Raw genomic sequence first — 14435 nt, 5'->3', positions numbered from 1 at the left:
GTTCGTCGTGCGATACACAGGTGCGGCAGGTTTGGGCATCACGCCCATCTATCCCACTCGATTCCCTACGTGAATCCCCAACGTCAGTTTTGCAACAAAGCCGCAGCAAACTATAATTACGCCTTTGCCCAAATGGCAGTGCGCGACCCCGATACCACGGGGCCAGACAAAAACGCGATTCCGCCGTGGTTCGCCGTCGCGTCGTTCACCAACCCGCATGACATTGCGACCTATCCCGGCGTCATCGCGCAAGCGTTGCCGAATGACGATCCTGATTCAAAGCGGGCGACGCAGTCGGTCTTCGGTCCGCTCACCGTGCCCAATATCGGGGACGTCACGCCGCCGCCGGTGCCGGGCACGATCGCGATCCCGCTCAATCCCGACGGCTTCCTGCAGGAGAGCGCCAACGCGGCGCCGACGCAAAACGAGACGCTGGCGGACAAGCCGACCTGCCAGCATGAAATGGCGTATAAGGTCGGGCTCGCTTTGGCGGCGAAGGGCGGCTTCAATATCGTCAGCGGGTTGGTGAGCGCAGCCGCGAGCGCCGGGCTGACCGACGACACCGTCGATGCGGCCGATGTCGAACGTCACATGCAGCAAGCGATCGCGCTATCACTGAAAAGCTGCATCCCGTTCCAGCTATCCGACGATCCCGACGGCAATAGTATCCAGTTCCTGCAGCTTTACGCCTGGCTGCATGCCGTGGTCGATGCGCATGTCGACGCCGTGCTCACCGCGCTCGAGGAGTCGGGACAAGCCGACAACACCGTCGTGATCTTTCTCTCCGATCACGGCGAATATGGCGCAGCGCACGGCATGATGATCGAGAAATGGCACGCCGCCTATCAAGAGGCGCTGCACGTGCCCGTCGTGGTGCGCTTTCCCGATCCCGATGCCACGGTGGTCGCCGGCAGTGCGCCCGAGCCGGTTCAGCTCGATGCCCTGACCAGCCATATCGACATCTTGCCGACGATCTTGGGTCTGGCTGGAGTCACGGCCGATGAACGCCGTGCAATTTCCAATCACATGGCGTTGAGCCGCCCGGTCCCGCCGCTCCCCGGCGTCGATCTGTCGGCGTTGATCACCAATGCCGTCAATGGCGTGAGCGATCTCGCGCCGATCATCGAGCCCGACGGCGCGCCGCGCGAAGGCGTATTGTTCATCACCGACGACGAAATCACTGCGCCTTTGCCGCCGGCGCGCACCGCGACTGAACTCCATTCCTACAAGGAATTTGCAGTTTATAACGCAGTGGTCGATCAGGTCATCGCGCCGCCGGACGGGTCAGCGGGGGTTGCGCTGCTGCCCGGATCGATCAAGCAGCCCAACCATGTCCGCTGCGTTCGCACCGCCGATTATAAACTGGCACGCTATTTCGACCCGTCCGGCGTCGCACCGCAGGAATGGGAAATGTACGATCTGGTCAATGACCCGATCGAGGCGATCAACCTGGTCGAGGTGCACCAGACGCCGCCGCGCGCGCGCACCGACCTTGCCGACCCGGCAGCGATGCAGGTTGTGGTCGATCGCCTGGCGATGCTGCTCGACCGGCTCGAGACTCGCGACCTTTGACGGGGCGACGGCGGAGGCGGCGGGCTAGCCCTTGTTGGCCGTCCGCTTCGCCATGAAGGCGAGCCGTTCGAACAGCATCACGTCCTGCTCGTTCTTCAGCAACGCACCGTGCAGCGGCGGGATCGCCTTAGTCGGATCGCGATTCTGCAGGACGTCGAGCGGCATGTCCTCGTGCAGCAGCAGCTTGAGCCAGTCGAGCAATTCGCTCGTGCTCGGCTTTTTCTTGAGACCGGGGACGTCGCGCACGTCGTAGAAAATATCCATCGCGCGGCTGACCAGAATCTTCTGGATGCCAGGGAAGTGAACGTCGACAATCGCCTGCATCGTGCCGCGATCGGGAAATTTGATGTAATGAAAGAAGCAGCGGCGCAGGAACGCGTCGGGTAATTCCTTCTCATTGTTCGAGGTGATGATGACGATCGGGCGCTCGACCGCGCGGATGGTTTCCTTGGTCTCGTAGACGTGGAATTCCATCCGATCGAGTTCCTGCAACAGATCGTTGGGGAATTCGATATCGGCCTTGTCGATCTCGTCGATCAGCAGGACGGGCGGCTTGTCCCGGGTAAACGCTTCCCACAATTTGCCGCGGCGAATGTAGTTCGAAATGTCGTGGACGCGTTCGTCGCCGAGTTGACCGTCGCGCAGGCGCGCGACCGCGTCATATTCGTATAGGCCTTGCTGCGCCTTGGTGGTCGACTTGATGTTCCATTCGATCAGCTCGGCATCGAGCGCTTTGGCGATTTCATAGGCGAGAACCGTCTTGCCGGTGCCGGGTTCGCCCTTGACCAGCAACGGGCGGCGCAGCGTGACGGCGGCGTTGACCGCGACCTTCAGATCGTCGGTGGCGACATAGCCTTGTGTGCCTTCGAACCGCTTCATCGCATCCGTCCCGTTCTTTTGAATAGCGGGTACGGCGGTAGCGGGAAACACGCCGTTAGTGCAAGCGGCCTAAAGTGCCCCCGGGAGCAAGCGACCTAAAGCGAATCCCGCGCGATCGCCCGGGCTTCGATCAGGTCGCACAGGCCGCGATGCTGTGCGAAGGTCTGTTGCGCGCCAAACGCCATGGCGCGGCGCACCGGGGCGGCGGCACCGGATGCGGTGGCGATTTGCGCCACCGCGATTTCATCGGGTAATTGCGATGCGACGACCGTGACACCTGCGCGGTGCGCAGCGGCGTCGAGGATGCGACGAAAGGCGTGCCAGTCGATTACCAGCGCGAGTGCCGCGCCGATCGAGCAGCCGGCCCGATCCGAGCGAGCAAGCGTGTCGAAGGTGTGGCGTTGCGCGGCGAAGGCGGCGTCGCTCTCGGCCTGACCTGGGGTCGAGGGGAGCGGACCAACGGCGGCGGTCAAGCGGGCGAGATAGGCGCGTTCGATCCCGAAGGCGGGGGTTGCGTCGATCAGCCAGGCGGTATCGAGATCGGCGACGCGGCGGCGGGCGGTCTCCTCGAACAGATCGGTGAGGCGGCCGTGAACCGAGCAGATGGCATGCACCGCATCGGCGAGATCGCGCCCGGCGACACCCGGCAGCGTGAGACGGCGTATGAGATCATGCTGTGCGCACCCGTCGTTCGCCGCCAGTGCGGCGATGTTGCCTGCCTCCAGGGCCGGTTTCAGCTGTGTCGATGCGATCGCCATGACCCCTGTATCGTCCTCTTTCGACCGACGCAGCAGCGCCGGTTCTCACCCGAATGGCAAGCAGTGACGCAAGGGATATACCGAAGCGCGTAAAGACCTGGTGTAGCCGCAGTTAAGGGTACCTAAACCAGGTCTGCATCGCGAGGTGTCCGAGGGCGTGATATCAGGCCACGACCATCACAGCCGCCACCCCTTCGATCGCCGCGCCAAGGCGTAAGGGGGCGAGGCCGATCCGCACCGTCACCGGATCGGCGCGGTTGACGAGCAGGCTGAACTGGAGCGGGGCGGGAGCTTCGCCGGCCAGCGCGCGTTCGATTGCCTCGCCAAGCGCTACACGAGCGCCGATTTCCGCCAGCGCGACGAAGCGGATCATCGCCAGCGCGTCGCGCGTTAGACCGGTCATCGCAGAAAGCGCGGCGCTGGGATCGACCGCATAGCCGCGCGGATTGATCGTCACGCAGGCGACGCCGGTCGTGGCGAGCAAGGCGGCATCGAGCGCATATGCGCTGGCCAGTGCGTAGGCGGCTTCGCGTTCGGGTGTACCGTCCTGCGCGAATAGCGCCACGCCCGTGCCCGCAGGCTCGATCGCCAGCGTCAGCATCCGCCCCTCACGCGCGGCAGACGGGATATCGAGCCGATCGCCGATGCCCGACGCCAGCACGCGCCGAATCGCGTCGGTCAGGAAAGCGCGGGCCGATAGCGGTGCGACCGCATCGATCGCCGCACCGGGCGCGACGGTCGCGCCGAAATGCGCGCGCGCGGTGCGGCTCGACGCGATGATCGTGCCATCCCCTGCCGCCAGCACCACCAGATCGCGCATGCCATCGAGCAACGCGGTCGCATCGATCGCTGCGGCGTCAGGCGCGGCCGCATCGGGCGCATGCGCAGCACACAACGCGTCCATCGTCTCGATCGAGGTCAGGACGAAGCGCGGACGCCCGCGGTGGAGAATATAGAGCGGCGCGCGCGCGGCGCGTTCCTGCCACAGGCCGAAATGGCGGACGAGGTCCGAGGACGTGACAAGCTGTTCGGGGGGCAGGGCAGGCGACCTCATCCCCGAAAGAATAAGCAACCCCGCCGCGCACGTCACAATATCCCTCCAAAATGGAGCAATCTTGTGGAAAATGCATCCTGTACGGCGGTGGGATCAACCCACCGCCGAAGCGCTTATTGGTCGAGGAAGCTGCGCATCTTGCGGCTGCGACTCGGGTGCTTGAGCTTCCGCAGCGCCTTCGCCTCGATCTGGCGAATACGCTCGCGTGTGACCGAGAATTGCTGGCCAACTTCCTCGAGCGTGTGATCGGTGTTCATGCCGATTCCGAAGCGCATGCGCAGCACACGCTCCTCGCGCGGGGTGAGCGACGCCAGCACGCGCGTCACGGTTTCCTTGAGGTTCGCCTGAATCGCGGCATCAACCGGGATGACTGCATTCTTGTCCTCGATAAAATCGCCGAGATGCGAATCCTCCTCGTCGCCGATCGGCGTTTCGAGGGAGATCGGCTCCTTGGCGATCTTCATCACCTTGCGGACCTTCTCGAGCGGCATGCTCAAGCGCTCGGCCATTTCCTCGGGCGTTGGCTCGCGGCCCTGCTCATGAAGGAATTGGCGGCTGGTGCGAACCAGCTTGTTGATCGTCTCGATCATGTGCACCGGGATACGGATCGTGCGCGCCTGATCGGCGATCGAGCGCGTGATCGCCTGACGAATCCACCACGTCGCATACGTGCTGAACTTATAGCCGCGGCGATATTCGAACTTATCGACCGCCTTCATCAAGCCGATATTGCCCTCCTGGATCAGATCCAGGAACTGCAGCCCGCGATTGGTATATTTCTTGGCGATCGAGATCACGAGGCGCAGGTTCGCTTCGACCATTTCCTTCTTGGCGATGCGCGCCTCGCGCTCACCCTTCTGCACCATGTTGACGATGCGGCGGAATTCGGTGAGCGCCATGCCGGTGGCCTGGCTGATCTCGCTGATTTCGACGCGGATGCGGTCGGCGGCATCGGCTTCGTTGGTGACGAAGGCGGTCCATTTCTTGTCGATCTTGGCGACCGAGGGAATGAACTGCTCGTCGAGCTCATGGCCGATATAGCGGTCGAGGAAGTCCTTGCGCGGCACCTTGTGGCGCTCGGCGAGGCGCAGCATCTGCCCACCCAGCGCGGTCAGGCGGCGGTTGAAGGCATAGAGCTGATCGACGAGATATTCGATCTTGGCGTTGTGGAACTGGACGCTCTCGACCTCGGCGGTCAATTCCTCGCGCAGCTTCTGATATTTGCGCTCGTCCGCCGCCGACAGCTCGCCACCCGCCGCCATCGCGTCGAGTCGCGTTTGCTGAACCTTGCTGAACTTCTTGTAGAGCGCGGTGATGCTGGCGAAGCGTTCGAGCGCGATCGGCTTGAGCTGCTCTTCCATCTGCGCGAGGCTGAGGGTGTTGTCCTCTTCCTCGTCATCCGACGGGCGCGGTGTGCGCCGCTCGGTCATCGAATCTTCTTCTTCCTCGGCGGGCGCCTCTTCGGGCTCTTCCTCTTCCTTGAAGCTTGGGCCGGCGGTCTTCGCGCTGATCTCGCCGCCATTCTCGGCGTCGTCATCGGTGAGCGATTCGGGGGCGGGGTCCTTCGACAGCATCGCATCGAGATCCATGATCTCGCGCAGCTGCATTGTGCCTTCGTTGAGCGCGGTCGACCAGTCGATGATCGCGTTGAACGTGATCGGCGATTCGCACAGACCCAGGATCATCGTGTCGCGGCCGGCCTCGATCCGCTTGGCGATGGCGATCTCGCCCTCGCGGCTGAGCAGTTCGACCGCGCCCATTTCGCGCAGGTACATCCGCACCGGATCGTCGGTACGATCGATGATTTCCTTTTTCTTGACGTCGAGCGCCGGCCCGGCGTCTTCTGACGCATCGACCGGCTCGGCATCGTCGTCATCTTCGGCCTTGGCGGGCTCGTCGCCATCCTCGCCCTGCTCGTCATTCTCGACGATGTTGATGCCCATTTCGGACAAAGCCGCGCTCATGTCCTCGATCTGGTCGGAAGTCATCTCGCCCTGCGGCAGCGCTTCGTTGAGCTGGTCGTAGGTGATGTAGCCACGCTTCTTCGCGCGGGCGATCACCTTCTTGACCGAGGCATCGTTCAAATCGATCAGCGGCGCATCGCTACCCTCGATGGTTTCGCTTGCGTCCGCCATATCCGTCTTCGCCATCAATTGCCCTCGGTACTAAAAGCCCTGGCGTCTTCGTTCGCCTGCACCAGATTTGCAAGTCGCGCGTCCAGGGCCTGTTGTTCTTTTACAAGCGACACTTGCCGCTCGAACGCCTCATCCGAATAGTTCGCTTGCATCATCGCCGTCGCCGCCGCCAGCGCCGCATCCACTTCCGGCCGAGCGACCAGGATCGCGATCGCCTCGTCGAGGTCCTCGCGTGCCCGTATCGGTTCGGCATCCCTTTGCGTAAACGAGCACGATAATTGGTCGGCCCGCAGCAATTCATGCGCGATTATATCAAATCCAGATGAGGCCAATATGGTAAGGAGGCGCTGACTATCAAGCGCCATGTTTTCATTGGCATCTTCGGCCGCCACATCGACCACCGCCTCGAACAGCTTGCCGAGCGTCTTGTCGGCGAGTTTGAGCGACCCCAACACCTCCATATGCCGCGCGATTTCCGCGGGATGGCGGATCAATCCGGCCAGCACCGCCTTGGCGAGGATGCGGTCGATCCCGCCGGCGCGGACGCCCCTGGCCCCGTCTCCCGGTGGCGCAATCGGCGACTTATAAGGCTGGCCGAACTTGCCGCGCTTGCCCGGCACAAACGGCGCGCGCGGTTCGAACGCCTTGCGTTGCGGCCGGAACGTCTCGTCGAACCGTCGGCGGAATTCCGCCTGATATTCATATGCGACGTTCTGGTCTGCGATAGTCTTGGCAAGATCGGCGAGCCGCAACTTGAGGCCCGCTTTCTGCTCGGGCGTGTCGAGCGGTTCGGCGGCGAGTTCGCTTGCCCACAGCCGATCGACCAGTGGTTCGGGCGAGGCCAGCAGGGCTTCGAACGCTGCCGGGCCTTTCAGGCGCACCAGATCGTCGGGATCCTGCCCCTGCGGCAGCGTGACGAAGTCGAGGCTGCGCCCGGGGACGAGCAGCGGCATCGCGCGGTGCGCGGCGCGGATCGCGGCTTTCTGGCCGGCGCTGTCGCCGTCGAGGCACAGGATCGGTACGTCGCTGAGGCGCCACATGCGCTCTAGCTGCGCCTCTGTCACCGCCGTGCCGTTGGGCGCGACGACTTCGCCGAAGCCCGCCTGCGTAAGCGCGATGACGTCCATATAGCCCTCGACCACGATCAGCCGCCCGGCTTTGCGCGCGGCGGGGGCGGCCTTGTCCAAATTATAGAGCGTGCGGCCCTTGTCGAAGAGCGGGGTTTCGGGAGAGTTGAGATATTTCGGCTCGCCCTCGCCGATGATGCGTCCGCCGAACGCGATCGTCCGCCCGCGCGGATCACGGATCGGGATCATCAGGCGGCCACGGAAGCGGTCGTAGGGGGCCTTTTCCTCGACCTTGATGAGCAAACCCGCCTCGACCAGCAACGGGTCGCCATAGTCCTTGAGCGCAGTCTTGAGGCCGCTGCGCGAATCGGGCGCAAAGCCGAGGCCGAAGGCGCGTGCGGTCTCGGGCTTGATCCCGCGCTTGGTGAGCACGTCGCGGGCGGTGGCGCCGCTGAGGCCGTTCAGCTGATCGGTGAACCATTGTGCGGCATCGGCGCTCGCCTCGTGCAGGCCCTTCGCCGCTTCGGCTTTCTCGGCGGCGCGCGGGTCCATCGCGGGGAGTTCCATCCCAGCCGCCTGGGCGAGTTCCTTGACCGCATCCATGAAGGGCAACCCGCCCTGATCGGTCATCCAGCGGATCGCGTCGCCATGCGCGGAACAGCCGAAGCAGTGGTAGAAACCCTTGTCGTCATTGACGTAGAAGCTCGGCGTTTTCTCATTATGGAACGGGCAGCACGCGCGCCACTCGCGCCCTGCCTTTTGCAGCTTGGTGCTGCGCCCGATCAGCGTGGAAAGCAGGGTGCGCGCGCGGAGTTCGTCGAGGAATTGGGGGGAGAGGGTCATGCGGTCTTTTCCTCCCATCCCGCGAGCGGGAGGCTCGCTTTCTCGCTCCCCCTCCCGCTTGCGGGAGGGGGCTGGGGGGTGGGCATGGTCCGCGCTGTCTCGACAATGCGAGTCAGAACACCCTCCATATTCTCCAACACCTCGTTGTTCCAAAACCGTAAAACGCGATATCCCTCGTTTTCGATAAAGCGGGTGCGTGCTTCATCGTACGCGGCAGCCTCGCCATGCTGTCCGCCGTCGATCTCGACGACCAGGCCGATCGTGCGGCACAGGAAGTCGCAAATGTAGGGTCCGACCGGCATCTGGCGGCTGAATTTCAAGCCATTGAGGCGCCGTCCGCGCATTTGCTGCCACAGCACTCGCTCGATCTCCGTCATGTCGCGGCGAAGCTGTTGGGCGCGCACTGTCGGTCGGCGGAACTGCGGTTCGGTCATGCCCACCCCCTAACCCCCTCCCGCGAGCGGGAGGGGGAAGAGTTGCGCGTAGGATCGGCCGCGCCCTCCTGCATCAGCTCAACGCCGCCTTCACCGCCGCACTCGCCTTGCTCATGTCGAGCGTCGTGGCATGCCGCGCCTTCAGCTCGGCCATCACGCGGCCCATGTCCTTCATGCCACTTGCCCCCAGTTCGGCCTTGATCGCCTCGATCGCTGCCGCGGTTGCGGTTTCGTCCATCTGCGTCGGCAGGAACGCTTCGATGACCGCGATTTCGGCCGCTTCCTTGTCGGCGAGTTCCTGGCGCGCGCCTTTCACGAACATCTCGATCGATTCGCGGCGTTGCTTGATCATCTTCTGCAGCACTTCGACCACCAGCGTATCGTCATCGGCGGGGGCGACGCCGTCGCGCGATTGCGGGGCGCGGGCCTCGATGTCGCGATTTTTGATCGCGCTTTGCACGAGCCGCAGCGTCGCAGTGCCGGCCTTGTCGCCGCCCTTCATCGCGGTGATGAGCGCTGCCTTGATGTCGTCGCGAATCATTGTCGGTCCTTTTCGGTGGTGGACGACTCTAGCGGGTTTATCCGATCGGCGCCCCCTTTCAGATTGACCTTGGCCGCATGCGCTTCTAGTCCCCGTCGCTTAGCGACATCGATGAACCTGAGGAGTGCCCGCCGCAATGGCCGACGCCAAGCCCATTACCGCGCCTGCCAAAGCTCCGGAGGGTGCCACCGGCGTGTTGGTGCTCTCCACCGGCGACGTGATTTGGGGGCATGGGTTCGGTGCTGAAGGTGCTGCGGTCGGCGAAGTGTGCTTCCACACCGCGATGACGGGCTATCAGGAGATCATGACCGACCCGAGCTTTGCCGGGCAAATGATCACCTTTACCTTCCCGCATATCGGCAATGTCGGCGCGAATCCCGACGATCTCGAGGCGGACGACCCGCACGCTGTGGGCATCATCGTGCGCGAGAAGGTGACGGGGCCGAGCAATTTCCGCTCGACCGAGCGGCTCGATGCGTGGATGGCGAAGCACGGCCGGATCGGGCTGGCGGGCGTCGATACGCGCGCGCTGACGCGGCGGATTCGCGGTGGTGGCGCGCCCAATGGGGTGATCGCGCATTCGGCGTCGGGGACGTTCGATGTAGCGGCGCTGCTGGCGCAGGCACAGGCGTGGCCGGGGCTGGAGGGCATGGACCTCGCAATCGCGGTTACGACCGCGATGGATTATGGCTGGGATGGCGGAGTGTGGCGGCTGGGCGCGGGGTATGACTCCACTGCTCCCCTCCTTTCTTCCCCCCTCCCGCTTGCGGGAGGGGTCGGGGGTGGGACTGACCTGGCCGCCGACGCTCCGCTTGCGGTTATGCCCACCCCCCAGCCCCCTCCCGCAAGCGGGAAGGGGGAGCAGAAGAAGCGCCCCCACGTCGTCGCGATCGACTACGGCTCCAAACGCAACATCTTCCGCAACCTCGTCGCGGCAGGCGCGGACGTCTCGGTCGTCCCCGCGACCGCCAGCTTCGAGCAGATCATAAAGCTCGCCCCCGACGGCATCTTTCTGTCGAATGGCCCGGGCGACCCCGCCGCGACGGGCGTCTACGCCGTGCCGGTGATCCAGCAGCTGCTGGAAACGGGCAAGCCGCTGTTCGGCATTTGCCTCGGCCACCAATTGCTGGCGCTCGCGGTCGGCGCGAGCACGACCAAGATGTTCCAGGGCCATCGCGGCGCCAACCACCCGGTCAAGCGCCTCAGCGACGGCGCGGTCGAGATCACGAGCATGAACCACGGCTTCGCGGTCGAACGCGAAAGCCTGCCCGCCACCGCGCGCGCGACGCATGTTTCGCTGTTCGACGGCTCGAACGCCGGGATCGAACTGACCGACCGCCCGGCGTTCAGCGTGCAATATCACCCCGAGGCCAGCCCGGGGCCGCAGGACAGCCTGTATCTGTTCGAGAAATTCGTCTCCTCGCTGAAAGTCGCAGCATGACCCTCCCCGAAGTCTCCCCCGCACGCCTCGAAGAGGAATGGGCCGCCGACAAGGACGTGCTCGCGTCGCTGCGCGAGAATGGTGACCGTGCCGAGATCGTCCGCCCGGTCGATGTCTCGTTCCGCGGCGATGATGAGGCACTCGATAAGCTCGAGGAAGAAGCCGCCGAGCTCGGCTTCGAGGTGATCGAGCGCGAGGAGGATGAAGACGGCGAGGTCTGCCTGTTCCTCAGCCGCGAGCAGACCACCGACGACGCCGCAATCAAAGGGCTGACCAAGCTCTGCCTGCAGATCGAGCTGGCGTATGAGGTCGAATATGACGGCTGGGGCTGCACCGCTGAAGACGGAACCGAGTAATAATGCCCAAACGCACCGACATCTCCACCATCCTCGTCATCGGCGCGGGGCCGATCGTCATTGGGCAGGCGTGCGAGTTCGATTATTCGGGCACGCAAGCGATCAAGGCGTTGAAGGAGGATGGCTATCGCATCGTCCTGGTCAATTCGAACCCGGCGACGATCATGACCGATCCCGAGCTGGCCGATGCGACCTATATCGAGCCGATCACGCCTGAGATCGTGCGGAAAATCATCGAGAAGGAGCGGCCCGATGCCGTGCTCCCGACGATGGGCGGGCAGACCGCGCTCAACACCGCGCTGGCGCTGTTCAATGACGGCACGCTGGCGGAATTCGGGGTCGAGATGATCGGCGCCGATGCCGAGGCGATCGACAAGGCCGAGGACCGGCTGAAGTTCAAGGACGCGATGACCAAGATCGGGCTGGAAAGCGCGCGCTCGGCGATCGCGCATTCGGTCGAGGAGGCGCTCGCCGGGCTCGAGAAGACCGGGCTGCCGGCGATCATTCGGCCGAGCTTTACGATGGGCGGTTCGGGCGGCGGCATCGCGTATAATCGCGAGGAGTTCCTGACCATCGTTCGCAATGGGCTCGATTTGTCGCCGACATCTGAAGTGCTGATCGAGGAATCGCTGATCGGGTGGAAAGAATATGAGATGGAGGTCGTGCGCGACCGCAACGACAATGCCATCATCATTTGCTCGATCGAGAATGTCGATCCGATGGGCGTCCACACCGGCGATTCGATCACCGTCGCGCCGGCGCTGACGCTGACCGACAAGGAATATCAGATCATGCGCAATGCGAGCATCGCTTGCTTGCGTGAGATCGGTGTCGAAACCGGCGGTTCGAACGTGCAGTTTGCGGTCAATCCGAAGGACGGCCGCCTGATCGTGATCGAGATGAACCCGCGCGTGTCGCGCTCCTCGGCGCTCGCGTCGAAGGCGACCGGCTTCCCGATCGCCAAGGTCGCGGCCAAGTTGGCGGTGGGGTACACGCTCGACGAGATCACCAACGATATTACCGGCGCGACCCCGGCGGCGTTCGAACCGACGATCGATTATGTCGTGACCAAAATCCCGCGCTTCGCGTTCGAGAAGTTCAAGGGGTCGAGCAACGTGCTGTCGACCGCGATGAAGTCGGTCGGCGAAGTGATGGCGATCGGCCGCAACATCCACGAATCGCTGCAGAAGGCGCTGCGTGGACTCGAGACCGGGCTGTCGGGCTTCAATATGGTCGATCGCCTCGTTGGCGCTCCCCGTGCCGAGATCGAGGCCGCGCTTGCGGTGGCCACGCCTGACCGGCTGCTGGTCGCGGCGCAGGCGCTGCGCGAGGGCTTCACCGTCGCCGAGGTGCACGCGCTGGCGAAGTTCGACCCGTGGTTCATCGACCGCATCGCCGAAATCGTCGCGGCGGAGAACGAGGTCGCGACCGATGGCTTGCCGCGCGATGCGGCGGGGATGCGGCGCCTCAAATCCATGGGCTTCAGCGACAAGCGGCTCGCCTTCCTCGCACTCAACTCCGCAAATCTGCGCGAGCGGCCGATGGCGCGCGGCGGGCTGATCCACGATGTCGTCCAGGCGATGACCGGCGGGACGACCGAGGCCGAGGTGCGCGCGCTGCGCCACAAGCTCGGCGTGCGCCCGGTGTTCAAGCGGATCGACACTTGCGCCGCCGAATTCGATGCCAAGACGCCGTACATGTATTCGACCTACGAAGCGCCGAGCTTCGGCGAACCCGAATGCGAGAGCATGCCGACCGACCGCAAGAAGGTCGTGATCCTGGGCGGCGGGCCGAACCGGATCGGGCAGGGGATCGAGTTTGATTATTGCTGCTGCCATGCGTGCTTCGCGCTCGCCGATGCGGGCTATGAGACGATCATGGTCAATTGTAATCCGGAGACGGTATCGACTGATTACGACACCAGCGACCGGTTGTATTTCGAACCGCTGACCGCCGAAGACGTGCTGGAAATCCTGCATGTCGAAATGTCGAACGGGACGCTGCACGGTGTGATCGTTCAGTTTGGCGGGCAGACCCCGCTCAATTTGGCGCAGGCGTTGCAGGATGCGGGCATCCCGATCCTGGGCACGTCACCCGATGCGATCGATCTGGCGGAGGATCGCGAACGCTTCGCTGCGCTGATCGACAAGCTCGGATTGCGCCAGCCCGCCAACGGGATTGCGCGCAGCCGCGACGAGGCGGTCGCGGTGGCCGAGCGGATCGGCTATCCGGTGCTGATGCGGCCGAGTTACGTGCTCGGCGGGCGCGCGATGGAGATCGTCGACGGACGCCCGCAGCTCGAGGAATATATCCAGACCGCGGTGCAAGTGTCGGGCGATTCCCCCGTGCTGATCGACCAATATCTGCGCGACGCGATCGAAGTCGATGTCGACGCGATTTGCGACGGGACGGATGTCACCGTCGCGGGCGTGCTGCAGCATATCGAGGAAGCCGGGGTCCATTCGGGCGACTCGGCCTGTTCGATCCCGCCGTATTCACTGTCCGCCGAGGTCATCGCCGAGATCGAGCGGCAGACCGTCGCGCTGGCGCATGCGCTTTCGGTCGTCGGGCTGATGAACATCCAGTTCGCGGTGAAGGAGGGCCTCGTCTATCTGATCGAGGTCAACCCGCGCGCCAGTCGGACGGTGCCGTTCGTCGCCAAGGCGATCGGCGCGCCGATCGCCAAGATCGCCGCGCGCGTGATGGCAGGCGAGAAGCTCGCCGATCTCCCGAAGATCAATCGCCACATTGATTATTATGCGGTCAAGGAAGCGGTGTTCCCGTTCAACAAATTCCCCGGGGTCGATCCCGTGCTGTCGCCCGAAATGAAGAGCACGGGCGAAGTGATGGGGATCGATCAGGATTTCACGCTCGCCTTTGCCAAATCGCAATTGGGTGCGGGCACGGTGCTGCCCAAGGGCGGCGCGGTGTTCGTGAGCGTCAAGGATGGCGACAAGCCGGTAATCCTGCCTGCCGTGCGTGCGCTGGCGGAGCATGGCTTCACGATCGTCGCGACCTCAGGCACGGCGGATTATCTGACCGAACACGGCGTGACGGTCGAGCGCGTCAATAAGGTCGCGCAGGGGCGGCCGCACATTGTCGATCGGATCAAGGATCGCGGGATCGACTTGATCTTCAACACGACCGAAGGCTGGCAAAGCCTCAAGGACTCCTCGCCGATCCGCGGTTCGGCGCTCGCATTGAAAATTCCGTACTTCACGACTGCCCCTGCCAGCGTTGAGGCGGCACAGGCAATCGTGGCGCTTTCAACGCGCAGTCTTGAAGTAAAGCCGTTGCAATCCTATTATTCGCACTCGCACACCTAATCCCCCACATGAGAACAGCGTGCGGGCAG

At 63.9% G+C, this 14435-nt stretch carries 11 protein-coding genes; 4 read left to right on the top strand and 7 right to left on the bottom strand.

Features of this window, described 5'->3' with window-relative positions:
* The first annotated feature begins 132 nt into the window (after positions 1 to 132).
* Positions 133 to 1572, top strand: coding sequence for a sulfatase-like hydrolase/transferase (locus IEV62_RS14945; protein WP_229733219.1), 1440 nt, complete (start codon positions 133 to 135; stop codon positions 1570 to 1572).
* A 24-nt stretch (positions 1573 to 1596) separates the two neighbouring features.
* On the opposite strand, the gene IEV62_RS14940 is transcribed toward IEV62_RS14945, so the two are convergent.
* From IEV62_RS14940 to IEV62_RS14910, 7 genes are all read right to left on the bottom strand, one after another.
* On the bottom strand, positions 1597 to 2451 hold the full coding sequence (locus tag IEV62_RS14940) for an AAA family ATPase (RefSeq protein ID WP_188448888.1): 855 nt from the start codon (positions 2449 to 2451) through the stop codon (positions 1597 to 1599).
* Positions 2452 to 2546: 95 nt separating this feature from the next.
* A complete protein-coding gene (locus IEV62_RS14935) occupies positions 2547 to 3209 on the bottom strand; it encodes a DUF6975 family protein (RefSeq protein WP_188448886.1) in 663 nt (220 codons plus the stop codon).
* Between the two features lie 163 nt (positions 3210 to 3372).
* Positions 3373 to 4263: a histidine kinase gene (locus IEV62_RS14930; protein WP_188448884.1), complete on the bottom strand. Its 891-nt coding sequence runs from the start codon at positions 4261 to 4263 to the stop codon at positions 3373 to 3375.
* A 113-nt stretch (positions 4264 to 4376) separates the two neighbouring features.
* Positions 4377 to 6413, bottom strand: a complete 2037-nt coding sequence (gene rpoD / locus IEV62_RS14925) for an RNA polymerase sigma factor RpoD (protein ID WP_188448882.1) — start codon at positions 6411 to 6413, stop codon at positions 4377 to 4379.
* Positions 6413 to 8308, bottom strand: coding sequence for a DNA primase (dnaG, locus tag IEV62_RS14920; protein ID WP_188448880.1), 1896 nt, complete (start codon positions 8306 to 8308; stop codon positions 6413 to 6415). Before dnaG ends, rpoD begins: the two co-directional genes overlap by 1 nt.
* Positions 8305 to 8742, bottom strand: a complete 438-nt coding sequence (locus tag IEV62_RS14915) for an endonuclease domain-containing protein (protein WP_188448877.1) — start codon at positions 8740 to 8742, stop codon at positions 8305 to 8307. The genes dnaG and IEV62_RS14915 overlap by 4 nt, the downstream gene beginning before the upstream one ends.
* 73 nt (positions 8743 to 8815) lie before the next feature.
* Positions 8816 to 9283 (bottom strand): GatB/YqeY domain-containing protein, encoded by a 468-nt coding sequence (locus IEV62_RS14910; RefSeq protein WP_188448875.1) that lies wholly within the window; start codon positions 9281 to 9283, stop codon positions 8816 to 8818.
* Positions 9284 to 9419: 136 nt separating this feature from the next.
* On the opposite strand from IEV62_RS14910, the gene carA reads away from it, so the two are divergent.
* From carA to carB, 3 genes are read left to right on the top strand one after another with little or no spacing between them, the layout of a single operon-like run.
* Complete coding sequence (carA, locus tag IEV62_RS14905) at positions 9420 to 10724, top strand: glutamine-hydrolyzing carbamoyl-phosphate synthase small subunit (RefSeq protein ID WP_188448873.1); 1305 nt, start codon at positions 9420 to 9422, stop codon at positions 10722 to 10724.
* Positions 10721 to 11080: a ribonuclease E inhibitor RraB gene (locus IEV62_RS14900; RefSeq protein ID WP_188448871.1), complete on the top strand. Its 360-nt coding sequence runs from the start codon at positions 10721 to 10723 to the stop codon at positions 11078 to 11080. Before carA ends, IEV62_RS14900 begins: the two co-directional genes overlap by 4 nt.
* Before the next feature lie 2 nt (positions 11081 to 11082).
* Positions 11083 to 14406 carry a carbamoyl-phosphate synthase large subunit gene (gene carB, locus IEV62_RS14895; RefSeq protein WP_188448869.1) on the top strand — a complete coding sequence of 1108 codons (3324 nt, stop codon included), beginning with the start codon at positions 11083 to 11085 and terminating at the stop codon, positions 14404 to 14406.
* The last annotated feature ends 29 nt before the right edge of the window (positions 14407 to 14435 follow it).

It is taken from the genome of Sphingomonas psychrolutea, from assembly GCF_014636175.1.
In the GTDB taxonomy this organism is placed as follows: Bacteria; Pseudomonadota; Alphaproteobacteria; order Sphingomonadales; family Sphingomonadaceae; genus Sphingomonas; species Sphingomonas psychrolutea.
Note: the sequence above shows the minus strand (reverse complement) of the source record. Positions and strands in the feature narration are given on the sequence as shown.

What these genes read in the sequence shown, in the direction of transcription:
- IEV62_RS14945 (WP_229733219.1), top strand. Translation starts at nt 133, where the DNA reads ATGGCAGTGCGCGACCCCGATACCACGGGGCCAGACAAAAACGCGATT.
- IEV62_RS14940 (WP_188448888.1), bottom strand. Translation starts at nt 2,451, where the DNA reads ATGAAGCGGTTCGAAGGCACACAAGGCTATGTCGCCACCGACGATCTG.
- IEV62_RS14935 (WP_188448886.1), bottom strand. Translation starts at nt 3,209, where the DNA reads ATGGCGATCGCATCGACACAGCTGAAACCGGCCCTGGAGGCAGGCAAC.
- IEV62_RS14930 (WP_188448884.1), bottom strand. Translation starts at nt 4,263, where the DNA reads ATGAGGTCGCCTGCCCTGCCCCCCGAACAGCTTGTCACGTCCTCGGAC.
- rpoD (WP_188448882.1), bottom strand. Translation starts at nt 6,413, where the DNA reads ATGGCGAAGACGGATATGGCGGACGCAAGCGAAACCATCGAGGGTAGC.
- dnaG (WP_188448880.1), bottom strand. Translation starts at nt 8,308, where the DNA reads ATGACCCTCTCCCCCCAATTCCTCGACGAACTCCGCGCGCGCACCCTG.
- IEV62_RS14915 (WP_188448877.1), bottom strand. Translation starts at nt 8,742, where the DNA reads ATGACCGAACCGCAGTTCCGCCGACCGACAGTGCGCGCCCAACAGCTT.
- IEV62_RS14910 (WP_188448875.1), bottom strand. Translation starts at nt 9,283, where the DNA reads ATGATTCGCGACGACATCAAGGCAGCGCTCATCACCGCGATGAAGGGC.
- carA (WP_188448873.1), top strand. Translation starts at nt 9,420, where the DNA reads ATGGCCGACGCCAAGCCCATTACCGCGCCTGCCAAAGCTCCGGAGGGT.
- IEV62_RS14900 (WP_188448871.1), top strand. Translation starts at nt 10,721, where the DNA reads ATGACCCTCCCCGAAGTCTCCCCCGCACGCCTCGAAGAGGAATGGGCC.
- carB (WP_188448869.1), top strand. Translation starts at nt 11,083, where the DNA reads ATGCCCAAACGCACCGACATCTCCACCATCCTCGTCATCGGCGCGGGG.